The 25,769-nt window shown below is 69.9% G+C and carries 19 protein-coding genes and 3 rRNA genes; 19 read left to right on the top strand and 3 right to left on the bottom strand.

Annotation, left to right across the window (positions count from 1 at the left end; translation table 11 throughout):
* The first annotated feature begins 1 nt into the window (after position 1).
* From pheS to argH, 9 genes are read left to right on the top strand one after another with little or no spacing between them, the layout of a single operon-like run.
* Positions 2 to 1,036 (top strand): phenylalanine--tRNA ligase subunit alpha, encoded by a 1,035-nt coding sequence (gene pheS, locus BLQ67_RS02130; protein ID WP_092502009.1) that lies wholly within the window; start codon positions 2 to 4, stop codon positions 1,034 to 1,036.
* A complete protein-coding gene (gene pheT / locus BLQ67_RS02125; protein WP_092502007.1) occupies positions 1,036 to 3,498 on the top strand; it encodes a phenylalanine--tRNA ligase subunit beta in 2,463 nt (820 codons plus the stop codon). The genes pheS and pheT overlap by 1 nt, the downstream gene beginning before the upstream one ends.
* A gap of 54 nt (positions 3,499 to 3,552) precedes the next feature.
* Positions 3,553 to 4,197, top strand: a complete 645-nt coding sequence (locus tag BLQ67_RS02120; RefSeq protein WP_092502005.1) for an SIMPL domain-containing protein — start codon at positions 3,553 to 3,555, stop codon at positions 4,195 to 4,197.
* A gap of 34 nt (positions 4,198 to 4,231) precedes the next feature.
* Positions 4,232 to 5,275: an N-acetyl-gamma-glutamyl-phosphate reductase gene (gene argC / locus BLQ67_RS02115; RefSeq protein ID WP_092502003.1), complete on the top strand. Its 1,044-nt coding sequence runs from the start codon at positions 4,232 to 4,234 to the stop codon at positions 5,273 to 5,275.
* A complete protein-coding gene (gene argJ / locus BLQ67_RS02110; RefSeq protein ID WP_092502001.1) occupies positions 5,272 to 6,429 on the top strand; it encodes a bifunctional glutamate N-acetyltransferase/amino-acid acetyltransferase ArgJ in 1,158 nt (385 codons plus the stop codon). The genes argC and argJ overlap by 4 nt, the downstream gene beginning before the upstream one ends.
* Positions 6,430 to 6,436: 7 nt before the next feature.
* Complete coding sequence (argB, locus tag BLQ67_RS02105; protein ID WP_092501999.1) at positions 6,437 to 7,348, top strand: acetylglutamate kinase; 912 nt, start codon at positions 6,437 to 6,439, stop codon at positions 7,346 to 7,348.
* Complete coding sequence (argF, locus tag BLQ67_RS02100; protein ID WP_092501997.1) at positions 7,345 to 8,268, top strand: ornithine carbamoyltransferase; 924 nt, start codon at positions 7,345 to 7,347, stop codon at positions 8,266 to 8,268. Before argB ends, argF begins: the two co-directional genes overlap by 4 nt.
* A 14-nt stretch (positions 8,269 to 8,282) precedes the next feature.
* Entirely contained in the window at positions 8,283 to 9,464 is a 1,182-nt protein-coding gene (locus BLQ67_RS02095) for a heparan-alpha-glucosaminide N-acetyltransferase domain-containing protein (RefSeq protein ID WP_157674628.1), read from the top strand.
* Between the two features lie 9 nt (positions 9,465 to 9,473).
* Positions 9,474 to 10,874 (top strand): argininosuccinate lyase, encoded by a 1,401-nt coding sequence (argH, locus tag BLQ67_RS02090; protein ID WP_092501994.1) that lies wholly within the window; start codon positions 9,474 to 9,476, stop codon positions 10,872 to 10,874.
* 21 nt (positions 10,875 to 10,895) lie between these two features.
* On the opposite strand, the gene BLQ67_RS02085 is transcribed toward argH, so the two are convergent.
* Both BLQ67_RS02085 and BLQ67_RS02080 read right to left on the bottom strand, forming a co-directional pair.
* Positions 10,896 to 11,411: a hypothetical protein gene (locus BLQ67_RS02085; RefSeq protein ID WP_231945132.1), complete on the bottom strand. Its 516-nt coding sequence runs from the start codon at positions 11,409 to 11,411 to the stop codon at positions 10,896 to 10,898.
* Positions 11,404 to 12,015: a DNA-binding protein gene (locus BLQ67_RS02080; protein WP_197674622.1), complete on the bottom strand. Its 612-nt coding sequence runs from the start codon at positions 12,013 to 12,015 to the stop codon at positions 11,404 to 11,406. Before BLQ67_RS02080 ends, BLQ67_RS02085 begins: the two co-directional genes overlap by 8 nt.
* A gap of 125 nt (positions 12,016 to 12,140) precedes the next feature.
* Here BLQ67_RS02080 and tyrS point away from each other — a divergent pair, with 125 nt between their 5' ends.
* The 4 genes from tyrS (at position 12,141) to rrf (ending at position 19,311) form a co-directional block, all read left to right on the top strand.
* Positions 12,141 to 13,430: a tyrosine--tRNA ligase gene (tyrS, locus tag BLQ67_RS02075; protein ID WP_231945131.1), complete on the top strand. Its 1,290-nt coding sequence runs from the start codon at positions 12,141 to 12,143 to the stop codon at positions 13,428 to 13,430.
* Positions 13,431 to 14,032: 602 nt separating this feature from the next.
* Positions 14,033 to 15,556 (top strand): 16S ribosomal RNA (locus BLQ67_RS02070).
* Positions 15,557 to 15,971: 415 nt separating this feature from the next.
* Positions 15,972 to 19,092, top strand: a 23S ribosomal RNA gene (locus BLQ67_RS02065).
* Between the two features lie 102 nt (positions 19,093 to 19,194).
* Positions 19,195 to 19,311 (top strand): 5S ribosomal RNA (gene rrf / locus BLQ67_RS02060).
* The 16S, 23S and 5S rRNA genes sit together here, the layout of an rRNA operon.
* Positions 19,312 to 19,419: 108 nt before the next feature.
* On the opposite strand, the gene BLQ67_RS02055 is transcribed toward rrf, so the two are convergent.
* Positions 19,420 to 20,157, bottom strand: a complete 738-nt coding sequence (locus BLQ67_RS02055; RefSeq protein WP_092501992.1) for an aminoglycoside 3'-phosphotransferase — start codon at positions 20,155 to 20,157, stop codon at positions 19,420 to 19,422.
* 95 nt (positions 20,158 to 20,252) lie between these two features.
* On the opposite strand from BLQ67_RS02055, the gene BLQ67_RS02050 reads away from it, so the two are divergent.
* From BLQ67_RS02050 to recN, 6 genes are all read left to right on the top strand, one after another.
* Positions 20,253 to 21,221 (top strand): NAD-dependent epimerase/dehydratase family protein, encoded by a 969-nt coding sequence (locus BLQ67_RS02050; protein WP_092501990.1) that lies wholly within the window; start codon positions 20,253 to 20,255, stop codon positions 21,219 to 21,221.
* Between the two features lie 100 nt (positions 21,222 to 21,321).
* The gene (locus BLQ67_RS02045; protein WP_092501988.1) at positions 21,322 to 22,098 is read left to right on the top strand and encodes an isocitrate lyase/PEP mutase family protein; all 777 of its coding nucleotides are present in this window, start codon (positions 21,322 to 21,324) and stop codon (positions 22,096 to 22,098) included.
* Between the two features lie 58 nt (positions 22,099 to 22,156).
* Entirely contained in the window at positions 22,157 to 22,285 is a 129-nt protein-coding gene (locus tag BLQ67_RS16935) for a hypothetical protein (protein ID WP_260979943.1), read from the top strand.
* Positions 22,282 to 23,094, top strand: a complete 813-nt coding sequence (locus tag BLQ67_RS02040) for a TlyA family RNA methyltransferase (protein ID WP_092501986.1) — start codon at positions 22,282 to 22,284, stop codon at positions 23,092 to 23,094. Before BLQ67_RS16935 ends, BLQ67_RS02040 begins: the two co-directional genes overlap by 4 nt.
* A gap of 29 nt (positions 23,095 to 23,123) precedes the next feature.
* Complete coding sequence (locus BLQ67_RS02035; RefSeq protein ID WP_092501984.1) at positions 23,124 to 24,035, top strand: NAD kinase; 912 nt, start codon at positions 23,124 to 23,126, stop codon at positions 24,033 to 24,035.
* Positions 24,032 to 25,726, top strand: a complete 1,695-nt coding sequence (gene recN, locus BLQ67_RS02030; protein ID WP_092506731.1) for a DNA repair protein RecN — start codon at positions 24,032 to 24,034, stop codon at positions 25,724 to 25,726. Before BLQ67_RS02035 ends, recN begins: the two co-directional genes overlap by 4 nt.
* The last annotated feature ends 43 nt before the right edge of the window (positions 25,727 to 25,769 follow it).

The following is a 25,769-nucleotide window of genomic DNA, read 5'->3' as shown; positions in this document are numbered from 1 at the left end:
TGTGTCCAACCCCGATCTGACGACGAGGCTCGACGCCGCCGTGACGGCCGCGCTCGAGGCCATCGCCGCCGCGACCACCGTCGCCGAGCTGCAAGCCGCCAAGACCGCGCACAACGGCCAGGGGAGCGAGCTCGCCTCGCTCAACGGCTCGCTGCGCGACCTCGCCCCCGAGCTGCGCAAGGAGGCCGGCGCCGCCATCGGGCAGGCGCGCGGCCGCGTCGGCCAGGCGATCGAGGCCCGCACGGGCGAGCTCGCCGTCGCCGAGGAGCAGGCCCGCCTGCAGGCCGAGGCCGTCGACGTCACGGCCCTGGCGACGCACCAGCGTCCCGGCTCGCGGCATCCGCTCACGATGCTCATGGACGAGATGGCCGACATCTTCACCGGCATGGGCTGGGAGGTGGCGGAGGGCCCCGAGCTCGAGCACGAGTGGTACAACTTCGACGCGCTCAACGTCGACCCCGACCACCCGGCGCGCGGCGAGTCCGACACCTTCTACGTCGAGCCCGCCTCGAAGCACCTCGTGATGCGCACGCAGACGAGCCCCGTGCAGGTGCGCTCGCTGCTGACGCGCGACCTGCCCGTCTACGTCGTCGCCCCCGGCCGCACGTACCGCACCGACGAGATCGACGCGACGCACCTGCCGGTCTTCACGCAGATCGAGGGCCTCGCCGTCGACGAGGGCATCACGATGGCCCACCTGCGTGGCACGCTCGAGCACCTCGCGCGCCAGATGTTCGGCGAGGAGGCGCGCATCCGCCTGCGCCCCAACCACTTCCCCTTCACCGAGCCGAGCGCCGAGATGGACGTGTGGCACCCCGGCATGCGCGGCGGCCCGCGCTGGGTCGAGTGGGGCGGCTGCGGCATGGTGCACCCCAACGTGCTGCGCTCCGCCGGCGTCGACCCCGACCGCTACTCGGGCTTCGCGTTCGGCATGGGCATCGAGCGCACCCTCCAGTTCCGCTACCAGCTCGACGACATGCGCGACATGATCGAGGGCGACGTCCGCTTCTCCGAGCAGTTCGGGATGGTCATCTGATGCGCGCCCCCATGTCCTGGCTCGCCGAGCACGTCGACGTCCCCGCGGGCACGACGGGCGACGACGTCCACGCCGCGCTCGTGCGCGTCGGCCTCGAGGAGGAGGCGCTGCACGGCGGCGACGTCACGGGCCCGCTCGTCGTCGGCCGCGTGCTGTCGTTCGAGGCCGAGGAGCACAAGAACGGCAAGACCATCCGCTGGGTGCAGGTCGACGTCGGCGAGGACGAGCCTCGCGGCATCGTCTGCGGCGCGGGCAACTTCCTCGTCGACGACCTCGTCGTCGTGTCGCTGCCCGGCGCCGTGCTGCCCGGCGGCTTCGAGATCTCCGCACGCAAGACGTACGGCCACGTGTCCGACGGCATGATCGCCTCCGAGCGCGAGCTCGGCCTCGGCGACGACCACGACGGCATCCTGCGCCTCAACGCGAAGGGCTACGACGCCACGCCCGGCGACGACGCGCTCGCGCTGCTCGGCCTCGACGACGTCGCGGTCGAGGTCAACGTCACGCCCGACCGCGGCTACGTGCTGTCGATCCGCGGCATGGCGCGCGAGCTCGCGCTCTCGACCGGCTGGGCGTTCCGCGACCCCGCCGCGATCGAGGCCGGCGAGGGCACGGGCTTCCCCGTGACGATCGCCGACGACGCCCCGATCCGCGGCGTCGTGGGCTGCGGCCGCTTCGTCGCGCGTGCCGTGCGCGGCATCGACGCCACGAAGGCGACGCCGCGCTGGATGCAGCAGCGGCTGACGCTCGCCGGCATGCGCCCGATCTCGCTCGCCGTCGACATCACGAACTACGTCATGCTCGAGCTCGGCCAGCCCATCCACGGCTACGACCTCGACCTGCTGCAGGGCGGCATCACGGTGCGGCGCGCGACCGAGGGCGAGACGATCGTCACGCTCGACGACGTCACGCGCACGCTGTCGACCGAGGACCTGCTCATCTGCGACGACATGGGCCCCGTGGGTCTCGCGGGCGTCATGGGCGGCAACCGCACCGAGATGAGCGACCGCACGACCGACGTGCTCATCGAGGCCGCGTGGTTCCACGGCGTCTCCATCGCACGGACGGCGCGCAGGCACCGCCTGTGGAGCGAGGCGTCGAAGCGCTTCGAGCGCGGCGTCGACCCCGCGCTGCAGGCCGTCGCGGCGCAGCGCGTCGTCGACCTGCTCGTCGAGCTCGCGGGCGGCACGGCCGACCCGCTCGGCACCTCCGTGGGCGAGACGCCCGCGCAGCCGACGATCGCGTTCGCGCCCCAGGACGCCTCGCGCGTCACGGGCGCCGACTACTCCGACGACGAGACGCGGGATGCGCTCGTGCGCATCGGCGCGACCGTCGTCGCGGGCGAGGGACCGACGTGGCGCGTGACGCCGCCGACGTGGCGCCCCGACATCACCGAGCGCGTCGACCTCGTGGAGGAGGCGGCTCGCGTCGTCGGCTACGACCGCATCCCCTCGGTGCTGCCGTCGCCGCCGTCGGGCAGCGGCCTCACGCGTCCGCAGCGCCTGCGCCGCAACGTGGCGAACGCCCTCGCGGCCAGCGGCCTCACCGAGGTGCTCGTCGCGCCGTTCCAGGCGGAGGCCGATGCGCGCCGCGTGGGTGCGGAGCCCGTGCGCCTCACGAACCCGCTCGACGAGCGCCGTCCGTTCCTGCGCACCTCGCTCGTGCCCGGCCTCGTCGAGACCGCGCAGCGCAACGTGGGCCGCGGCCTCACCGACCTCGCGCTGTTCGAGCTCGGCGCGATCTTCCGCGTCGAGGGCGACCACGGCACGGATGCGGTGCCGGCCGGTGCCGTGCGCCCCGACGCCGACGTGCTCGCGACGCTCGACGCGCTGCCGACGCAGCCGCGCCACGTCGGCGCGCTGCTGCTCGGCGCGCGCGTCGCGAAGCAGCCCGGCCAGGCGCGCGAGGTCTACGGCGTCGCCGACGCCATCGACGTCGCGCGTCGCGTCGCCCGCACGCTCGGCCTCGCGGTCGACGTGCGCCAGGCGCAGCGCGACTGGCTGCACCCGGGCCGCACGGCCGAGGTGCTGCTGGGCGAGACGGTCGTGGGCGTCGCGGGCGAGCTGCTGCCGTCGCTCGCCGCCGACGCCGACCTGCCCCGACAGGTCGCCGTCGTCGAGCTCGACCTCGACGCGCTCGTCGCATCCGCTCGCGTGAGCCTCGACACCGCGACGATCGGTGCGACGCCCGCGGCGACGCAGGACCTCTCGGTCGTCGTCGACGCCTCCGTGCCCGCCGGCGACGTGCTCGCCGCCGTGCGCGAGGGTGCAGGCGACCTGCTCGAGCACGTCGCGCTCGTCGACGACTTCCGCGGCGCCGGCCTCGACGGCGCGAAGTCGCTGACGTTCGCGCTGCGGTTCCGCGACGCCGAGCGCACGCTCACGGCGGCGCAGGCGACCGAGGCGAAGCTCGCGGGCCTCGCACTCGCGACCGAGCGCACGGGCGCGACGCTGCGCGACTGACGCGTCCTGCCGATCCTGGGTCATGGCACGGATGCCGCGAGTAGCATCCGGGCCATGACCCAGATCACCGTGTCCGGCCTCGGCGTCGAGCGCGCCCCCGCAGAGCGCGCGACGGTCGTCGTGCAGACGCAGCACCGCGCAGCCCACCCCGAGGAGGCGATCCGCGTCGTCTCGGAGGCGCACGCCGCGATCGCGGCGCAGGCGCGCGCGTTCGTCGACGGCGGGCAGGCCGAGCGCTGGCACGCCGACCGCGTGTGGGTGAGCCACCACGAGCAGTGGGTCGGCGACGGCAAGCGCCGCGACCTCGTGTTCGACGCCGCGGCGAGCGTGCACGTGACGTTCGTCGACTTCGAGGCGCTCGGCACGTGGATCGGCGCGGTCGCGACCCGCCCCGTGCACCAGGTGGGCGGCATCCAGTGGTCGCTCTCGGATGCGACGAGCCACGCGCTCGGCTCGAAGGCCCGCGCGGAGGCGATCGCCGACGCGCAGCGCAAGGCCGTCGACTTCGCCTCCGCGGCCGGCCTGTCGTCGCCGCGCGTCGCGAGCATCCGCGAGGGCGCCGCCGACGAGCCCGTGCGGTTCAAGGCGCAGCCGATGGCGGCGACGATGCGTGGCGCCGCGGCCGCCGACACGTCGATCGCGCTCGAGGGCAGCGACATCGAGGTCACGAGCGAGGTGCAGGTCGACTTCCAGGCGTGACGGCCGGGCACGCGCCCACGGGTAGCCTGGGAGCATGTCTGTCTCCGTCGCCGTGGCGGGTGCGAGCGGCTACGCCGGTGGCGAGCTGCTGCGCCTGCTCGCCCAGCACCCGGAGCTCGAGGTCGCGACCGTCACGGCGCACTCGAACGCCGGGCAGCCGCTCCTCGCCGTCCACCCGCACCTCCGATCCCTCGGCCACCTCTCGTTCGTCGAGACGACCGCGGCGCAGCTGCAGGGGCACGACGTCGTCTTCCTCGCCCTGCCGCACGGCCAGTCGGCGGCGATCGCGGCCGAGCTGAGCGACGACGTGCTCGTCGTCGACTGCGGCGCCGACCACCGCCTCACGAGCGAGGCCGACTGGCAGGCGTTCTACGGCGACGGCTGGGGCGGATCCTGGCCGTACGGCATGCCCGAGCTGCCCGTGGGCGACGCGCTGCAGCGCCGCAACCTGCGCGGCGTGCGCCGCATCGCCGTGCCCGGCTGCAACGTCACGGCCGTGACGCTCGCGCTCGCGCCGGGCGTGCAGGCGGGGATCGTGGATGCGACCGACGTCGTGGCCGTGCTCGCGGTCGGCCCGAGCGGCGCGGGTCGCGCGCTCAAGCCGCACCTCCTCGCGTCCGAGCTGCTCGGCAACGCGCAGGCGTACGCCGTCGGCGGCACGCACCGCCACATCCCCGAGATCGAGCAGAACCTGCGCGCCGCTGGCGCCGCCGAGGTGCGCATCTCGTTCACGCCCGTGCTCGTGCCGATGGCGCGCGGCATCCTCGCGACCGTCACGGCGCCACTCGTCGAGGGCACGAGCGTCGACGACGTGCTGTCGGCATGGCACTCCGCATACGCCGACGAGCGCTACGTGCACGTGCTGCCGCACGGCGAGACGCCGCGCGTGAGCGACGTCGTCGGCTCGAACTCGGCCGTCATGGGCGTCACGGTCGACGAGCGCGCGGGTCGCGTCGTCGTCGTGTGCGCCATCGACAACCTCGGCAAGGGCACCGCGGGCGCCGCGATCCAGTCGGCGAACATCGCGCTGGGCCTCGACGAGCACCTCGGGCTCACGACCGACGGCGTCGCCCCGTGAGCGTCACCGCGCCGCAGGGCTTCCGCGCCGCCGGCGTCGTCGCCGGTCTCAAGTCGTCGGGGGCGCGCGACGTCGCGCTCGTCGTCAACGACGGCCCGCTCGACGCCGCCGCCGCGGTCTTCACGTCGAACCGTGCCAAGGCCAACCCCATCCTCTGGAGCGAGCAGGCGATCGCCGACGGCCGCGCCCGCGCCGTCGCGCTCAACTCGGGCGGCGCGAACTGCTTCACCGGCTCGTTCGGGTTCCAGACCACGCATCAGACCGCCGAGCGCGTCGCCGAGCTCGTGGGCGTCGACGCGCAGGACGTCGTCGTGTGCTCGACGGGCCTCATCGGCGTGGGCGACGAGACGTTCCGCGCCGGCGTGCTGCAGGGCATGACGGATGCGGCCGCCGCGCTGTCGACCGAGGGCGGCGACGACGCGGCGCACGCGATCATGACGACCGACTCGGTCGCGAAGCAGGTGCACGTCGAGCGCGACGGCTGGAGCGTCGGCGGCATGGCGAAGGGCGCGGGCATGCTCGCACCCGGCCTCGCGACGATGCTCGTCGTGCTCACGACCGACGCCGTCGCCGACGCCGCGACGCTCGACGCCGCGCTGCGCGCCGCGACGCGCGTGACGTTCGACCGCCTCGACTCCGACGGCTGCATGTCGACGAACGACACCGTCGTGCTGCTCGCCTCCGGCGCCTCCGGCGTCGCGCCCACCGCCGACGAGCTCGCCGCAGCCGTCACGGCCGCGAGCGACGACCTCGCCGCACGACTGCAGGGGGATGCCGAGGGCGCGAGCCACGACATCGCCATCGAGATCGTGGGCGCGGCGAGCGAGGACGACGCCGTCGTCGTCGGCCGGTCGATCGCGCGCAACAACCTCTTCAAGGCCGCGATCTTCGGCAACGACCCCAACTGGGGCCGCGTGCTCGCCGCGATCGGCACGACCGACGCCGCGTTCGACCCGTACGACGTCGACGTGTCGTTCAACGGCGTGCGCGTCTGCCACGCCGGCGGACCCGACCGTCCGCGCGAGGAGGTCGACCTCACGCCGCGCGCCACGCGCATCCTCGTCGACCTGCGCGTCGGCGACGCGGCCGCGACGATCCGCACGAACGACCTCACGCACGACTACGTGCACGAGAACTCCGCCTACGCGAGCTGAGCCGAGCATGACGACGCACGACGACACCACCGCGCCCGCCGCCGCGAAGGCCGCGACCCTCATCGAGTCGCTGCCCTGGCTGCAGCGCTTCCGCGGCGCGACGATGGTCATCAAGTACGGCGGCAACGCCATGGTGAACGAGGAGCTGCAGCGCTCGTTCGCGCAGGACGTCGTCTACCTGCACCACGTGGGCATCAAGCCCGTCGTCGTGCACGGCGGCGGGCCGCAGATCTCGGCCGAGCTCGAGCGTCACGGCATCGCGAGCGAGTTCGTCGGCGGCTACCGCGTGACGAGCGCCGAGGCGATGAAGGTCGTGCGCATGGTGCTCACGGGCGAGGTGTCGCGCACGCTCGTGTCGCTCGTCAACGAGCACGGCCCGCACGCCGCGAGCCTGTCCGGCGAGGATGCGGGGCTCTTCCAGGCCGTGCGCCGCGGCGTGATCGTCGATGGCGAGGAGTTCGACCTCGGCCACGTCGGCGACGTCGTCGCCGTCGACCCCCGCGCGGTGCAGCGCCTGCTCGACGACGACGTCATCCCCGTCGTCTCGTCGGTCGCGCCCGACCGCGACCGGCCGGGGGAGTCGCTCAACGTCAACGCCGACGCCGCCGCCGCGGCCCTCGCGATCGCGCTCGGCGCCGAGAAGCTCGTCGTGCTCACCGACGTCGCCGGCCTCTACCGCGACTGGCCCGACACGGCGTCGCTCGTCTCGTCGATCGGCGTGACCGAGCTGCACTCGCTGCTGCCGAGCCTCGCGAGCGGCATGATCCCCAAGATGCAGGCGTGCCTCGACGCCGTCGAGGGCGGCGTCGCGAAGGCGGCGATCGTCGATGGCCGCGAGCCGCACGCCGTGCTGCTCGAGATCTTCACGGACTCCGGCTCCGGCACGGAGGTCCACCCCGACACCGAAGGACACGCATGACCCGCCACCTGCTGCGCGACGACGACCTGAGCCCTGCCGAGCAGGCCGCGATCCTCGACCGCGCCGAGCGCATGAAGGCCGATCGGTTCGCCGAGCGCCCGCTCGAGGGTCCGCAGACGGTCGCCGTGATCTTCGACAAGTCGTCGACGCGCACGCGCGTCTCGTTCGCGGTCGGCATCGCCGACCTCGGCGGCGTGCCGCTCGTGATCTCGACGGCGTCGAGCCAGCTCGGCGGCAAGGAGACCGCGAGCGACACGGCGCGCGTGCTCGAGCGCCAGGTCGCCGCCATCGCGTGGCGCACGTACGCGCAGTCGGGGCTCGAGGAGATGGCTGCAGGCACGACCGTGCCCGTCGTCAACGCGCTCAGCGACGACTTCCACCCGTGCCAGCTGCTCGCCGACCTGCTCACGATCCGCGAGCACAAGGGCGCGCTGCAGGGCCTCACGGTCGCGTTCGTCGGCGACGGCGGCGACAACATGGTGCACTCGTACCTGCTCGCGTGCGCGACGGCCGGCATCCACCTGCGCGTCGCGCATCCCGCGTCGTACGGTCCGCGGCGCGAGATCGTCGAGGACGCCATCCGCATCGCGGCGTCGACGGGCGGCTCGATCACGCTGCTGTCCGACCCGGCGGAGGCGATGGCCGACGCCGACGTCGTCGTGACCGACACGTGGGTGTCGATGGGTCGCGAGGACCAGAAGGCCGCGCGCCTCGAGGCGTTCGCCGGCTACCAGGTGACGCGCGAGCTCATGACGAAGGCCAAGGGCGACGCGATCTTCCTGCACTGCCTGCCCGCCGACCGCGGCTTCGAGGTCGAGGCGGAGGTCATCGACGGCCCGCAGTCGGTCATCTGGGACGAGGCGGAGAACCGGCTGCACGCCCAGAAGGCGCTGCTGGCCTGGCTGCTCGAGCAGGACTGACCGTGGAGGCGCGGGTGGCGACGGAGGCACCTGCGCAGCCGCGCGCGGCCGACGCAACCGCGGCGCCCGCGCCCGTGGCGCCGCAGCGGCGACCGTGGATCGTGCGCCGCCTGCGCGAGCTCGTCGGCTCGGGCGGCCGCGTCATCGGCCTCGACGTCGCGCGCGGGCTCGCGGTGCTCGGCATGTTCGCCGTGCACACGGGCGTCATCGCGTACGAGTTCCACTGGCTCGAGCCGGGCACGTGGAGCGAGCTCGCGTGGGGCAACGCCTCCGCGACCTTCGCGGTGCTCGCGGGCGTCGCGGTCGCGATCATCGCGGGCCGCACGAGCATCCCGGACGGGGTGCCGCTGCTGCAGGCGCGCATGCGCATCCTCGTGCGCGCCGCGCTCATCTTCGCCGTCGGCGGCATCATCGTCGCGCTCGGCACCGAGCTCGTCGTCATCATCGAGTTCTACGCACTGTTCTTCGCCATGAGCCTGCCGTTCCTGCGCATGCCGTGGTGGGGGCTCGCGGCGTTCGGCATCGGCTGGATCCTGCTGATGCCGCAGGTGCGCGTGCTGCTCGTCGACGGGCTGCGGGATGCGCACATGGTCGACACCGCGATCGTCGAGCTGGCGCTCACGGGCTTCTACCCGGCGCTCACGTGGTTCGGCTACACGCTCGTCGGCATGGCGATCGGCCGTGCGCACATGGAGCGCTGGCGCGTGCAGCTCGTCATCCTCGGTGCCGGCGTCGTGGCGATCGCTGCCGCGAACCTCGTGCCGCTCGCGCTCGCGCCGATCGAGGACTTCCTGCTCGCCGGCTGGCGCGGCCGCGTGCAGGGCACCGACCTCGCGAGCCTCCTCGATCCCGAGGGTCATTCGGGGTCGACGTTCGACCTGCTCGGCTCGGCAGGCGTCGCGTGCGTCGTCATCGCCCTGTGCCTGCTGACGCAGCGGTGGTTGCGCTGGGTGCTGTTCCCCATCGCGGCCGTCGGCTCGATGAGCCTCACGGCGTACACGGCGCACGCGCTCGTGTTCCTGCTCGTCGACGGCTTCTCGGCGGACCCGTGGTCGTGGGTGCGCCTCTCGGTCGGCGTCGTGCTCGGCTGCACCCTGTGGCGCGCGCTGCTGCCGAAGGGACCGCTCGAGTGGGGGCTCTCGGCCATCTCGCGGGCGACGAGCGACGTGTCCTCGAGGGCGCCGGCGGGCCGATAGCCTCGAAGCATGGGAACGCGTGAGGGATCGCTGTGGGGTGGGCGGTTCGCCGACGGACCGAGCCCGGAGCTCGTGGCGCTGTCGCGCTCGACGCACTTCGACTGGCGGCTCGCGCAGCACGACATCCGCGGCTCGAAGGCGCACGCGACCGCGCTGCACGCCGCCGGGCACCTCACCGACGACGAGCTGACCGGCATGCACGCGGCGCTCGACGAGCTCTCGGCGCAGGTCGCCGACGGCACGTTCGTCGCGGCGGCGACCGACGAGGACGTGCACGGCGCGCTCGAGCGCGGCCTCATCGCCATCGCCGGCCCCGACCTCGGCGGCCGCATCCGTGCCGGTCGCAGCCGCAACGACCAGATCGCGACGCTCGTGCGCATGTGGATGCTCGAGGCATCCGACCGCGTCGAGCGCGGCGTGCGCGCCGTGATCGCGGCCCTCGTCGAGCAGGCGGAGGCGCACCCGAGCGCTGCGATGCCCGGCCGCACCCACCTGCAGCACGCGCAGCCCGTGCTGCTCTCGCACCATCTGCTAGCCCACGCGTGGCCGCTCGTGCGCGACCTCGAGCGCCTCGCCGAGTGGCGCGTGCGCGCGAGCGCCTCGCCGTACGGCGCCGGCGCGCTCGCCGGCTCGTCGCTCGGTCTCGACCCGGCGCTCGTCGCTCGCGAGCTGGGCCTGTCGGGCCCCACCGAGAACTCGCTCGACGCGACGAGCGCGCGCGACGTCGTCGCCGAGCTGGCCTTCATCGGCACGCTCATCGCGACGAACGTGTCGCGCCTGTCGGAGGAGATCATCCTCTGGTCGACGCGCGAGTTCGGGTTCGTGCGCCTGCACGACGCGTTCTCGACGGGGTCGTCGATCATGCCGCAGAAGAAGAACCCCGACGTCGCCGAGCTCGCGCGCGGCAAGGCCGGCCGCATCCTCGGTGACCTCACGGGCCTGCTCGCGACGCTCAAGGCACTGCCGCTCGCGTACAACCGCGACCTGCAGGAGGACAAGGAGCCCATCTTCGACATCGTCGACCAGCTCGACCTCGTGCTGCCCGCCTTCGCCGGCCTCGTGGCGACGCTGACGTTCGACGAGGCGCGGATGCGCTCGCTCGCCCCCGAGGGCTTCGCGCTCGCGACCGACGTCGCCGAGTGGCTCGTGCGCGAGCGCGTGCCGTTCCGCGAGGCCCACGAGATCGCTGGTGCGCTCGTGCAGCACTGCGAGGAGCGCGGCATCGAGCTGCACGAGCCGAGCGACGCCGACTACGCGGCGATCGACCCGCGACTCACGGCCGGCGTGCGCGCCGTGCTCGACGTCGACGGCGCGATCGCGAGCCGCTCGGGCGTCGGCGGCACGGCGCCGTCGGCCGTGGCGACGCAGCTCGCGACGCTGCGCGATCGGCTCGCGGCGCTCGACGCCTGACTCGGCTGACGGGCGTCGGCCTCAGCGCACGAGCAGCCAGGCGGCGACGCCCCACAGCCCGGCGATCGTGAGGCTCGCGAGCGAGCCGACGAGGAATCGCTCGCGCATGCGGGCCGCGGCGCCCTGACCGTCGCCGGCGAGCTCGCCGAAGCGGCCGACGGCCTTGATCGCGACGATCGCGGCGATGATCGTGGGCTCGGCGACCGCGATGGCGAGGATCGTGGATGCGCGCTCGAGCACGCCGATCATCCAGCCGCCGCGCATCGAGTTCTTCGGGGGAGCGAGGTCGGGCTGCTGCCTGGGCTCGGAGCCCGGCGCGTCGAGGCGCGACGCCGGCGGGTCGGCGACGCGGAAGACGATCGTGACGACGCTCGCGCCGTGCGCCGTGCCCGCCGCGGCGATCGCAGCGACGGCGAGCACCTGCAGCCACGCGGGCTCGAGCCGCCAGGCGATGCCGGCGGCGACGAGGCCGCCGACGACCACGAGCCCGCCGATCGCGGCGGTCGCGTGCAGCGCGATCCGGGTCGTGTCACGCATCCGCGCCTCCCGCGAGCCTCATGAGCATGCCCTCGACGGTAGCGACGCCCACCGACTCGACGCGGATGCCGGCGGCGACGGCGCGGGCCGAGACGGCGCTCGCCGAGATGCCGAGCTCGTCGGCGACCTCGCGCTGCGTCGCGACGCGCTCGAGCAGGTCGACGACCTCCCAGCCCTCCTTCGAGCGGCGGTCGCGCAGGGCGACGAGCAGCCAGAGCACGGCCTCGACGTCCTCGGCGGCAGGCTCGAGGTCGGCGTCGTCGACGGCGACGGCGAGGCGCGTGGGCGAGGGCTTCGCACGGTCGACCGCGCGGCGCGCGGCGAAGAACGCCGGCCCTGTCGAGGCGGCGGGATCGTCGGCGAGCGTCGCGGCGCCGACGCCGATGCCGACGCTCCAGTCGCGCGTGCGGGTGAGGTCGAGGGCGATGCGCACGGCGGCGACGGCGTCGTCGGTCACGAGCTGCAGCTCGTCGCCGGCGAAGCGGGCGACGGGGGAGCGCAGCGCACGCGACCACCGGTCGGCGAGCGCGACGCGCATCTGCTCGACGTCGTCGGCGTGGCGGCGCGAGCCGCGGCGGTCGATCGTGAGCACGATCCGATGCATCGGGTCCTCCAGTCCTCAGGCTTGTGGCCGGATGCACAAGGCTACAGGCTTGATTGCCAGCAATCAAGGCTCACGACTTGATCTCCGGCATCGCCGATCGGCCGGGGACGGATACGCTGGAGCACGTGCAGACCGCGCCCATCCAGCTCGACACGTCCTTCGAGACCGTGTGGGACGAGCTCGTCTATCGCGGCTCGGTGCACGTCTCGACCGACGCGGATGCGCTGCGCACCGCGCTCGGCGGCGAGCCCATCACGTTCTACTGCGGCTTCGACCCGACGGCGCCGAGCCTGCACCTGGGCAACCTGGCGCAGCTCGTCGTCATGCGTCGCCTGCAGCTCGCGGGCCACCACCCGCTCGGCCTCGTCGGCGGATCGACCGGCCTCATCGGCGACCCCAAGCCCACGAGCGAGCGGCAGCTGAACGCGCGCGAGACCGTGGCCGAGTGGGTCTCGTACCTGCAGGGGCAGGTGTCGCGCTTCCTCGCGACCGATGGCGACAACCCGATGCGCCTCGTGAACAACCTCGACTGGACCGCGCCGCTCTCGACCGTCGACTTCCTGCGCGAGGTCGGCAAGCACTTCCGCGTCGGCACGATGCTGAAGAAGGACGCCGTCGCGGCGCGCATGGACTCCGACGAGGGCATCTCGTACGCCGAGTTCAGCTACCAGGTCCTGCAGGGCATGGACTACCTCGAGCTCTTCCGCACGTACGGGTGCACGCTGCAGACCGGCGGCTCCGACCAGTGGGGCAACCTCACGGCGGGCACCGAGCTCATCCGCAAGGCCGAGGGCGCGCACGTGCACGCGATCGGCACGCCGCTCATCACCGAGCCCGACGGGCGCAAGTTCGGCAAGAGCGAGGGCAACGCCGTCTGGCTCGACGCGAACCTGACGACGCCGTACGCGATGTACCAGTTCTGGCTCAACCAGGACGACGCGATCGTCGTGCAGCTGCTGAAGTCGTTCACGTTCCTGCCGAAGGAGCGCATCGACGAGCTCGAGGCCGCGGTCGCCGATGCGCCGTTCCGCCGTGAGGCGCAGAAGGTGCTCGCCGCCGAGGTCACGGCCTACGTGCACGGAGAGTCCGCGACCCAGCAGGCGATGGATGCGTCGGCCGCGCTCTTCGGGTCGGGCGACCTCGCCGCGCTCGAGGCCGGCACGCTCCAGGCAGCCATCTCGTCGCTCGAGCTCGTGACCGCGACGCCCGACGCACCGCTGCTGCAGCTGCTGCAGGAGTCGGGACTCGTCGACTCGCTCTCGGAGGCGCGACGCGCGATCGCCCAGGGCGGGGTCTCGGTCAACAACGTGCGCATCGACGACGAGGCCGCGACCCTCGAGGGTCGCCTGCTGCACGGCAGGTTCGCCGTGCTGCGTCGAGGCAAGAAGACGCTCGCCGGCGTCGACGCCGGCTGATCGCATCCGCACCGAGGGGGCTCCGCATCGCGCGGGGCCCCTTCGTGCGTCTGTGCGCCGGCGGGCGATCGCGAACCTGGGAATCCGCTGCGACACGCCCGGGATGCGCCCGATTTGGGGGAGGGGCGGGTCGGCAACGTATTGTTCTAACTCGTCACCCCAAAGGTGCCCGGCCCGAAGCGGCCAGGACCTCAAGCGGGGACCACCTCCACTCAGAGCCGGCCAGCTGGTCTTGCACTTCGCTGCTGCCGCTCGTATGGTGGAGAGCCACTCGACGCACGTCGCAGTCCTCGCACGGTTCATGCCGGGCCAGGGTGCGACACGCCGGATTTGTTCCGGCCGAACCGGGGTGCTACCTTCAACAGGTTGCCATCTCGCGGAGAGTCGCGTGGCAGCCAAGTAGGGCCTCGATGCAATCCCGGGAGGGTGCGGTCGGGAGCGCCCGATCCTTGAGAACTCAACAGCGTGCACAATGTCAAATGCCAAATTACCTCGTCGTGTCTTCGGATGCGTTGAGATTCCTTTGGACACATTGAGATTGTCAGTGACAATCCACTTGTCAGATTCAAACTCGCTGCCACTTCGGTGGTATGCAAATTTTCTTTACGGAGAGTTTGATCCTGGCTCAGGATGAACGCTGGCGGCGTGCTTAACACATGCAAGTCGAACGATGAAGGGGGAGCTTGCTCCTCTGGATTAGTGGCGAACGGGTGAGTAACACGTGAGCAATCTGCCCCTGACTCTGGGATAAGCGCTGGAAACGGCGTCTAATACCGGATACGAGCCGAGCAGGCATCTGCATCGGTTGGAAAGAACTTCGGTCAGGGATGAGCTCGCGGCCTATCAGCTTGTTGGTGAGGTAATGGCTCACCAAGGCGACGACGGGTAGCCGGCCTGAGAGGGTGACCGGCCACACTGGGACTGAGACACGGCCCAGACTCCTACGGGAGGCAGCAGTGGGGAATATTGCACAATGGGCGCAAGCCTGATGCAGCAACGCCGCGTGAGGGACGAAGGCCTTCGGGTTGTAAACCTCTTTTAGCAGGGAAGAAGCGAGAGTGACGGTACCTGCAGAAAAAGCACCGGCTAACTACGTGCCAGCAGCCGCGGTAATACGTAGGGTGCGAGCGTTATCCGGAATTATTGGGCGTAAAGAGCTCGTAGGCGGTCTGTCGCGTCTGCTGTGAAAACCCGAGGCTCAACCTCGGGCTTGCAGTGGGTACGGGCAGACTAGAGTGCGGTAGGGGAGATTGGAATTCCTGGTGTAGCGGTGGAATGCGCAGATATCAGGAGGAACACCGATGGCGAAGGCAGATCTCTGGGCCGTTACTGACGCTGAGGAGCGAAAGCGTGGGGAGCAAACAGGCTTAGATACCCTGGTAGTCCACGCCGTAAACGTTGGGAACTAGATGTGGGGACCATTCCACGGTCTCCGTGTCGTAGCTAACGCATTAAGTTCCCCGCCTGGGGAGTACGGCCGCAAGGCTAAAACTCAAAGGAATTGACGGGGGCCCGCACAAGCGGCGGAGCATGCGGATTAATTCGATGCAACGCGAAGAACCTTACCAAGGCTTGACATATACGAGAACGCACTGGAGACAGTGAACTCTTTGGACACTCGTAAACAGGTGGTGCATGGTTGTCGTCAGCTCGTGTCGTGAGATGTTGGGTTAAGTCCCGCAACGAGCGCAACCCTCGTCCTATGTTGCCAGCACGTCATGGTGGGAACTCATGGGATACTGCCGGGGTCAACTCGGAGGAAGGTGGGGATGAGGTCAAATCATCATGCCCCTTATGTCTTGGGCTTCACGCATGCTACAATGGCCGGTACAATGGGCTGCGATACCGTAAGGTGGAGCGAATCCCAAAAAGCCGGTCTCAGTTCGGATTGAGGTCTGCAACTCGACCTCATGAAGTCGGAGTCGCTAGTAATCGCAGATCAGCAACGCTGCGGTGAATACGTTCCCGGGCCTTGTACACACCGCCCGTCAAGTCATGAAAGTCGGTAACACCCGAAGCCGGTGGCCTAACCCTTGTGGAGGGAGCCGTCGAAGGTGGGATCGGTAATTAGGACTAAGTCGTAACAAGGTAGCCGTACCGGAAGGTGCGGCTGGATCACCTCCTTTCTAAGGAGCTTCTCGCAGGATTCGTCTTGCGCAGAGCCACCATGGTCGCGAATGTCGACCGGTGGATGCTCATGGGTGGAACATTGACATTGGCGCTCCTCGAGCGCTGTTGCCTTCTAGTACGGCCGGCTTTGGTCGGCAAGGAACGAAGGCGCAGCGTAGACGGGGGCGCATGCACGCTGTTGGGTCCTGAGGGACCGGACGAGTCGCTTCGGCGATCCGTGCTGACCCTCGGACCATCATGATCCAGCCAGGAGGCTGTGGGAGTGGTGGGACCGACCGTATGTTGAGAACTACACAGTGGACGCGAGCATCTTAGAGCTTCCGGACTTTCGAGTTCGGATGTTCTGATCAAAATTATTTGGTGCACCTGCTCTTGGCGGGTGCTTCCGATGACCAACAATACTCATGTTGTGATCAAGTCTTTAAGAGCAAACGGTGGATGCCTTGGCATCTGGAGCCGATGAAGGACGTAGTAATCTGCGATAAGCCTCGGGGAGCTGATAAACGAGCCTCGATCCGAGGATTTCCGAATGGGGAAACCCCGCTGGGCGGCGTGCCGACCCAGTGACTCCCGCCTGAATATATAGGGCGGGTAGAGGGAACGTGGGGAAGTGAAACATCTCAGTACCCACAGGAAGAGAAAACAACCGTGATTCCGTTAGTAGTGGCGAGCGAAACCGGAAGAGGCCAAACCGATCATGTGTGATAGCCGGCAGGCGTTGCATGGTCGGGGTAGCGGGACCCTTCAGTCGATCTGCCGATCGGCAAGCATTACAGCGCGACATAGACGAACAGCTTGGAAAGGCTGACCACAGACGGTGACAGTCCGGTAGTCGAAATGTCGTTATGGTGCGAGGGGGATCCCAAGTAGCACGGGGCCCGAGAAATCCCGTGTGAATCTGCCAGGACCACCTGGTAAGCCTAAATACTCCCAGATGACCGATAGCGGACAAGTACCGTGAGGGAAAGGTGAAAAGTACCCCGGGAGGGGAGTGAAATAGTACCTGAAACCGTTTGCTTACAAACCGTCGGAGCAGCCCTGGTAGCTGTGACGGCGTGCCTTTTGAAGAATGAGCCTGCGAGTTAGCGATATGTGGCGAGGTTAACCCGAGTGGGGTAGCCGTAGCGAAAGCGAGTCTGAATAGGGCGATTCAGTCGCATGTCCTAGACCCGAAGCGAAGTGATCTATCCATGGCCAGGTTGAAGCGAGGGTAAGACCTCGTGGAGGACCGAACCCACTTAGGTTGAAAACTGAGGGGATGAGCTGTGGATAGGGGTGAAAGGCCAATCAAACTTCGTGATAGCTGGTTCTCTCCGAAATGCATTTAGGTGCAGCGTTGCGTGTTTCTTGCCGGAGGTAGAGCTACTGGATGGCCGATGGGCCCCAAAAGGTTACTGACGTCAGCCAAACTCCGAATGCCGGTAAGTGAGAGCGCAGCAGTGAGACTGTGGGGGATAAGCTTCATAGTCGAGAGGGAAACAACCCAGACCATCAACTAAGGTCCCTAAGCGTGTGCTAAGTGGAAAAGGATGTCGAGTTGCTTAGACAACCAGGAGGTTGGCTTAGAAGCAGCCACCCTTGAAAGAGTGCGTAATAGCTCACTGGTCAAGTGATTCGGCGCCGACAATGTAACGGGGCTCAAGCACACCACCGAAGTTATGGGATTCGCGCAACAGCTCGGCAGCCACTTGATGGCTGTCCAGGCGTGCGGATCGGTAGGAGAGCGTCGTGCAGCGAGTGAAGCGGCGGTGGAAACCAGCCGTGGATGCTGCACGAGTGAGAATGCAGGCATGAGTAGCGAAAGACATGTGAGAAACATGTCCTCCGAAAGACCAAGGGTTCCAGGGTCAAGCTAATCTTCCCTGGGTAAGCCGGGACCTAAGGCGAGGCCGACAGGCGTAGTCGATGGACAGCAGGTTGATATTCCTGCGCTGGCGAAGAACCGCCCAAGTCAATCCAGTGGTGCTAAGAGTCCGAATTCTTGGACCCGATCCCTTCGGGGTGACGGTCCTTGAGCTAGCACTCGACCCCATGCTGGTGCGGCTAGCGTATTAACAGGTGTGACGCAGGAAGGTAGTCGAACCGGGCCGATGGTTGAGTCCGGGCAAGGTCGTAGGGGTGCAGATAGGCAAATCCGTCTGCAACATTCCCTGAGAGCCGATGCCGAACCCTAGAGGGAAGTCGACGATCCTATGCTGCCGAGAAAAGCATCGACGCGAGGTTCAAGTCACCCGTACCCCAAACCGACTCAGGTGGTCAGGTAGAGAATACTAAGGAGATCGAGAGAATCGTGGTTAAGGAACTCGGCAAAATGCCCCCGTAACTTCGGGAGAAGGGGGGCCTGAGGCGTGATGGGACTTGCTCCCTGAGCGTTTGACGGCCGCAGAGACCAGTGGGAAGCGACTGTTTACTAAAAACACAGGTCCGTGCCAAGTCGCAAGACGATGTATACGGACTGACGCCTGCCCGGTGCTGGAAGGTTAAGAGGAGGGGTTAGCGCAAGCGAAGCTCTGAATTTAAGCCCCAGTAAACGGCGGTGGTAACTATAACCATCCTAAGGTAGCGAAATTCCTTGTCGGGTAAGTTCCGACCTGCACGAATGGCGTAACGACTTCCCAGCTGTCTCAACCGCGAACTCGGCGAAATTGCACTACGAGTAAAGATGCTCGTTACGCGCAGAAGGACGGAAAGACCCCGTGACCTTTACTATAGTTTGGTATTGGTGTTCGGCGTGACTTGTGTAGGATAGGTGGGAGACTGTGAAGCTTGGACGCTAGTTCAGGTGGAGTCATCGTTGAAATACCACTCTGGTCACTCTGGACATCTAACTTCGCACCGTGATCCGGTGCAGGGACAGTGCCTGATGGGTAGTTTAACTGGGGCGGTTGCCTCCCAAAAAGTAACGGAGGCGCCCAAAGGTTCCCTCAACCTGGTTGGCAATCAGGTGTCGAGTGTAAGTGCACAAGGGAGCTTGACTGTGACAGTGACAACTGGAGCAGGGACGAAAGTCGGGACTAGTGATCCGGCAGTGGCTTGTGGAAGCGCTGTCGCTCAACGGATAAAAGGTACCTCGGGGATAACAGGCTGATCTTGCCCAAGAGTCCATATCGACGGCATGGTTTGGCACCTCGATGTCGGCTCGTCGCATCCTGGGGCTGGAGTAGGTCCCAAGGGTTGGGCTGTTCGCCCATTAAAGCGGCACGCGAGCTGGGTTTAGAACGTCGTGAGACAGTTCGGTCCCTATCCTCTGTGCGCGTAGGAAGTTTGAGAGGATCTGACCCTAGTACGAGAGGACCGGGTTGGACGAACCTCTGGTGTGTCAGTTGTTCCGCCAGGAGCACCGCTGATTAGCTACGTTCGGGATGGATAACCGCTGAAAGCATCTAAGCGGGAAGCCGGCCTCAAGATGAGACTTCCATGCCTTCGGGCGAGAGGCCCCCAGCCAGACGACTGGGTTGATAGGCCGGATGTGGAAGCGGGGACTAACGACCCGTGGAGCTGACCGGTACTAATAGGCCGATGACTTGATAACTCATCACATGACTGTTGTGATGCTTGCGTCCACTTTGTGGTTCTCGATGGACGGTCGAGAACGAAGAATCCGCTAGGATTCAGACTGAAACATCCATAGTGTTTCGGCGGCCATAGCGTGAGGGAAACGCCCGGTTACATTCCGAACCCGGAAGCTAAGCCTCACAGCGCCGATGGTACTGCAGGGGGGACCCTGTGGGAGAGTAGGACACCGCCGGACTTCTTTTCGAAAGGGGCCCCAGCCATGACGCTGGGGCCCCTTTCGCCTTTGGGCCCCAGCATGATGCTGGGGCCCTTTCGCGTCTTCGGGACATGACTCGCTGAGGCGCTAGTCGGCGACGTCCCAGAGCGCGCGGTAGTAGGCGACGCGCTCGACGTCGGGCTCCATGCCGTACGCCTGCCAGAACGCGGGCTCGAATCCGGGTCCGTAGTTCCACTCGAGCGACATCGTCGCGACCGCGAGGTCCGACCACCGGTCGGCGAGACCGAGCCTGCCGACGTCGACGGTCGCGAGGAACGCGCCGGCGTCATCGAGCAGGGTGTTCGGTGCGCACGCATCGCCGTGGCCTACGACGAGGTGGTCGATGCTCGGTGCGTGCTCGAGCGGGGTCGGCACGATGCTGCCGTGCGCGCGAGCGCTGCTGATCCGGTCCGCGGGGAGCCACGTCCAGGGGCAGTCGTCGGTCGGCAGCGCGTGCAGCCGGCGCAGGCCCTCGGCGATCGCGCGCACGGCCGTCTCGGGGTCCGTGAGCCACCGGTTCGCCACCGCGCCGTCTCCGGGGAGCGCTTCGGTCACGAGCAGCTCGCCGTCGTCGACCACGACGTGCTCGCGCACGAGCGGCGCGGGATGGCGAGTGGCGAGCCACCGCATCCGCTCTGCCTCGCCCGCGAGGGCAGGGCCGCCGGGTGGGCTCCACTTCGCGACGAGCGGGTCGTCGCCATCGATGGCGATGGTCAGGCCGCCGAGATCGTTGCGCCACAGCATGCGCGTGGCACGTCCGGCGGCGATCGCGAGCACGGATGCAGGCACGGGGGTGTCGGCAGGCGGTGCGCTCGCGAGCTCCATGGCTCGACGCTAGCCCGGGAGGCGCAGCCTAGGCCGTCGGTTCGCCTGCCGCGAAGGCCGCGCGATCCGTGCCCGCGCGGTGCCATGCTCGCAGCATGCGCGTCCTCGTCCTCGGTGGCACCGCCTGGCTGGGCCACGCGATCGCCGCCGCTCACCTCGCCGCCGGTCACGACGTCACGTGCGTCGCCCGCGGCGCCGCCGTGCCCGACGGCGCGACGCTCGTGCAGGCCGATCGCGACGATGGAGCGGATGCGCTCGCCGCGCTCACGGGGGAGTGGGACGAGGTCGTCGACGTCACGCGCATCCCCGCGCACGCCTCCGCCGCCGCGCAGGCGCTCGCCGAGCGCGCGCGGCACTGGACGCTCGTGTCCACCGTGTCCGTCCACCGCGACGTCGACCGCGTGGGCGACGACGAGTCGGCGCCGCTGCTCGAGCCTGCAGCCGAACCCGACGACTACGGCCGTGCCAAGGTGCACGTCGAGCAGACCATGCAGCAGGCGCTCGGCGCCCGGCTGCTCGTGCTGCGGCCCGGCCTCATCGTCGGCCCCGGGGATCCGAGCGACCGCTACGGCTCGTGGGCGGCGCGCGCGGCGCTCGCCGGCGACGACCCGCTGCTCGTGCCCGAGCGCGACGTCGCCGCCCAGGTCATCGACGTGCGCGACCTCGCCGACGCCGTCGTCGACCTCGGCACCCGCGGCGTCGTCGGCGTGCGCACCGCCGTCGGCCCCGTCTCGACGCTGCACGGGCTCGTCGACGAGATCCGCGCCGCCGCCGGGCACGCGGGACCCGTCGTGCTCGCGTCGGATGCGGACCTCGAGCGCCTCGACGTGCAGCCGTGGGGCGGCCCGCGATCGCTCGCGCTCTGGCTGCCCGTCGGGTACGACGGTCACGGGTCGCGCTCGAACGCCGCGCTGCTCGACGACGGCGTGCACCTGCGCCCCACGGCCGAGACCGCGCGCGACGTCGTCGCCGACGAGCGCGAGCGCGGCCTCGAGCGGGCGCGTGCCAGCGGCATCTCGCGTGCCGACGAGCTCGCCGTGCTCGCGGCGCTCGCCGGCGACTGACCGATCCGACCCATCCGATCCGCCCCATCCGATCCGACCCATCCGAATCACGCCGCGCATCCGGACGACGCGCGGCCGACCCACGACAGAAGGAGCCATCATGAGCACCACCGCAGACCGCGCATCCGAGCTGCTGCGCCTCCACCGCGACCCCGCCCTGCTGAAGGTCGTCAACGTCTGGGATCCGATCTCGACGTCGGCCGTCGCCGGCGCCCAGGGCACCGTCGCCCTCGCGACCGCGAGCCACTCGATCGCCGCGACCCTCGGCTACGAGGACGGCGAGCAGATCCCCGTCGACGAGATGCTCGACATGATCCGCCGCATCCTCGCCGTCACCGACCTGCCCGTCTCGGCCGACCTCGAGGGCGGGTACGGCGACGCGCCGGAGACCATCCGCCGTGCGATCGAGCTCGGCGTCGTCGGCGCGAACATCGAGGACCAGCTGAAGCCGCTCGACGAGGCCGCGAGCCAGGTCGAGGCCATCATGCGCGCCGCGAAGGATGCCGGCGTGCCCGACTTCGTGCTCAACGCGCGCACCGATGCGTTCCCCGTCGGTGGCGACCGCGACCGCGACGTCGTGATCGCCGACGCGCTCGCGCGCGGCCGCGCCTACCTCGACGCCGGTGCACCCATCGTGTTCGTGCCGGGTCCGCTCACGAGCGACGAGGTGCGCACCCTCGTCGACGCGTTCGGGAAGCAGCGCCTCACGACCATCGCGCTGCCGGGCACGCCGTCGTTCGACGAGCTCCAGGAGCTCGGCGTCGCCCGCGTCTCCTTCGGGCCGATCTCGCAGCGCGTCGCGCTCACGGCGCTGCAGGAGCTCGCCGAGACCGCGCTCGCGCACGGCGAGCTTCCTGGGTTCCGCGAGCTCAACTGACCGTCGCCGCGGCGTCGCCTCCCGCGCGAGGCGACGCCGCAGCGGTACCGTGGATGCCGTGACCGACGACACCAGCGCAGGCCTCCTCGACGAGATCGAGGTCATCGAGGAGCAGCCGCTCGAGCGTCGCGCCGAGGCCTTCGCGGCACTGCACGACCGCCTCGAGGCGGCGCTCGCCGGGTCGTGACCGACCTCTCGCCGACGCGCCTCGACCAGGCGCTCGCCGCCCGTGGCCTCGCGCGCAGCCGCACGCACGCCGCGCGCCTCGTCGCGGCCGGTGCCGTGCGCGTCGACGGCGTCGTCGCGACGAAGCCCTCCGCGCCCGTCGCGCCGGATGCGCGCATCGACGTCGACGACGACGGCTGGGTGTCGCGCGCGGCGGGCAAGCTGCTCGCGGCGCTCGACGCGTTCGACGTCGACCCCGCCGGCCGCGACGCCCTCGACGTCGGCGCCTCGACGGGCGGCTTCACGCAGGTGCTGCTCGCGCGCGGCGCTCGTCACGTCACGGCGCTCGACGTGGGGCACGACCAGTTCCAGGTGCCGCTCGACGACCGCATCACGTTGCGCGAGGGCGTCAACGTGCGCGACCTGCGCCCGCCGATGCATCCGCAGCCGTCGCTCGTCGTCGCCGACGTCTCGTTCATCTCGCTCGCGCTCGTGCTGCCGCCCGTGCGAGCCGTCGCGACCGCCGACGCCGACTGGCTCGTGCTCGTGAAGCCGCAGTTCGAGGTGGGCCGCGGCCGTGTGCGGGGCGGCATCGTCGACGACCCCGCGGCCCGGGCCGGCGCCATCCGCCAGGTGCTCGACGCCGCGTGGGCCCTGGGCCTCGGCACCGCCGGCCTCGCCGCGAGCCCCGTCGTCGGCACCCACGGCAACCGCGAGTACCTCGCGCACTTGCGGGCGGGCGCCATGGATCCCGCACAGCTCGGCGATCGGCCCGACCTCCTCGCTCGCAGCGCAACCGACGACGCCCACGGCGCGCATCCGACAGAATGAGCATGCACGTGAGCGCGGACGGAGGGCGAATGAGCGAGCGCCGCTTCCTCGTGGTGTTCCACCCGGGTCGCGACGAGACGCTGCGCACCGCCTCGAGCGTGTGCCGCCGACTCGTCGAGGTCGGCGTGACGCCCGTGCTCGTGCCCGAGGAGCGCGCTGCGCTCGTCGCGCACGCCGCGGAGGCGGAGGTCGTGTCGACGTTCGACGCCGACGCGCCCGGCGACATCGAGCTCGTCGTCACGTTCGGCGGCGACGGCACGATCCTGCGCGCCGCCGAGCTGCAGCGGCTCACGGGAGCGCCCCTGCTCGGCATCAACATGGGCCACGTCGGCTTCCTCGCCGAGGCGGAGGTGGCCGACGTGCAGGCCGTCGTCGACCACGCCGTCGCCGGCGACTACGAGGTCGAGTCGCGACTCACGCTCGACGTGCGCGTGTTCATCGACGAGGTCGAGGTCGCCGCGACCTGGGCCGTCAACGAGGCCGCGATCGAGAAGCACGGCGCCGGCCGCATGATCGAGGCGCTGCTCGAGGTCGACGACCGACCCATCTCGTCGTTCGGCACGGATGCGGTGCTGCTCGCGACGCCCACGGGATCCACCGCGTACTCGTTCTCGGCGGGCGGCCCCATCGTGTGGCCGACGGCGCAGGTGATGCTCATGGTGCCGCTCGGCGCCCACGCGCTCTTCACGCGTCCGCTCGTCGTCGGCCCCGAGTCGACGATGTCGGTGACGATCTCGCCCCACTCGACGAGCGACGCCGTGCTGTGGTGCGACTCGCGCCGCTCGGTCGATCTGCCGCAGGGCGCACGCGTCGAGGCACGCCGCTCGGAGACGCCGCTGCGCCTCGCGCGCCTGACGCCCGCGCCGTTCGCCGACCGGCTCGTGGCGAAGTTCGACCTGCCCGTGCAGGGGTGGCGCGACGCCGCCAGGAGCGCCTCGTGAGCAGGACCCGCCTCGAGGAGCTCGCGATCCGCAGCCTCGGCGTCATCGACGACGCCGTGCTCGAGCTCGCGCCCGGCTTCACCGCCATCACCGGCGAGACCGGCGCTGGCAAGACCATGGTCGTGCAGGCGCTGTCGCTGCTGCGTGGCGCGCGCGCCGATGCCGGCCTCATCCGCGCCGGCGACGACCGCGCCGCGGTGCAGGGCGTGTGGATGCTCGACGACGCGACCGACCGCGAGCTCGTGGACGACGCGGGCGGCGTCGTCGAGGACGGCGAGCTGCTCGTCGCGCGCTCCGTGTCGCGCGAGGGCCGCAGCCGCGCGCAGATCGGCGGCGCGAACGTGCCCGCCGCATCCCTGCAGTCGCTCGCCGACTCGCTCGTCGCCGTGCACGGGCAGTCCGACCAGCAGCGGCTGCGCGGCGCGCAGGCGCAGCTGTCAGCGCTCGACCGCGCGGCGGGCGAGGCGCTCGAGACGCTGCTCGTCGACTACCGCGGGCACCTGCACGCGTGGCGCGACGCCGAGCGCGAGCTCACGACGATCACGACCGAGCGCGACGCGCGCCGCCGTGAGGCCGACGAGCTGCGCACCGAGCTCGAGGCGCTCGAGGCCATCGACCCGCAGCCGGGGGAGGACGCCGAGCTCGACGCGCTCGCGCACCGGCTCGAGCACGTCGAGTCGCTGCGCGCCATCGTCGCCGAGGCGCACACGGCCATCACGGGCGAGGACGGCATCGACGCGACGACGCTCGTCGGCACCGCCCGCCGCCTCGTCGAGCGCGGCGAGCGCGACGACGCCGCCCTCGCGACCGCGCTGTCGCTGCTCGCCGACGCCGAGGCCGCCGTGCAGGAGGCCGCCGCCGAGCTCACGCGCTACGCCGACACGCTCGAGGCGCCCGAACGGCCCATCGACGAGATCCAGGAGCGCCGTGCGGTGCTCGCGCCCGTCGTGCGTCGCTACGACTCCATCGAGGCCGCGCTCGAGCACGGCAGGCTCGGCGCCCTGCGGCTCGTCGAGCTCGACGCCGACGACGAGCGCACGCTCGAGCTCGAGCAGCGCATCGCCGCCGAGCGCGACGCCGCCGACGCCCTCGCGACCCGCATCACCGAGGTGCGCACCGCATCCGCCGCCGACCTCGAGGAGCGCGTGCAGCACGAGCTGCGAGCGCTCGCGATGCCGGATGCGCGCCTGCGCATCGCGGTGACGCCCGGCGACGAGCACCACGAGCACGGGCGCGACGACGTCGCGATCCTGCTCGCGCCGCATCCGGGCGCCGAGCCCCGTCCCGTCGCGAAGGCGGCGTCGGGCGGCGAGCTCTCGCGCGTCATGCTCGCGCTCGAGGTCGCCCTCGCGGCCGACGACGTGCCGACGTTCGTGTTCGACGAGGTCGACGCCGGCGTCGGCGGCGCCTCCGCGATCGAGATCGGGCGTCGCCTCGCGGCGCTCGCGCAGCACGCGCAGGTCATCGTCGTGACGCACCTCGCGCAGGTCGCCGCGTTCGCCGACCGCCACATCACGGTCGTGAAGGCCACCGACGGCTCCGTGACGGCGTCGAGCGTGCAGACCGTGCGCGACGACGCGCGCGTCGAGGAGCTGGCCCGCATGCTCGCCGGCACCGCATCCGACACCGCGCTCGCGCACGCCGCCGAGCTGCTCGCCGACGCGCACGCCACGCCGCAGCCGCGTCGCTGACGGACGCCGCCTCCGGGTCCGATAGTGTGAGAGCCCGTGGCGA

The organism is Agrococcus jejuensis, from assembly GCF_900099705.1.
Taxonomy (GTDB): Bacteria; Actinomycetota; Actinomycetes; order Actinomycetales; family Microbacteriaceae; genus Agrococcus; species Agrococcus jejuensis.
Note: the sequence above shows the minus strand (reverse complement) of the source record. Positions and strands in the feature narration are given on the sequence as shown.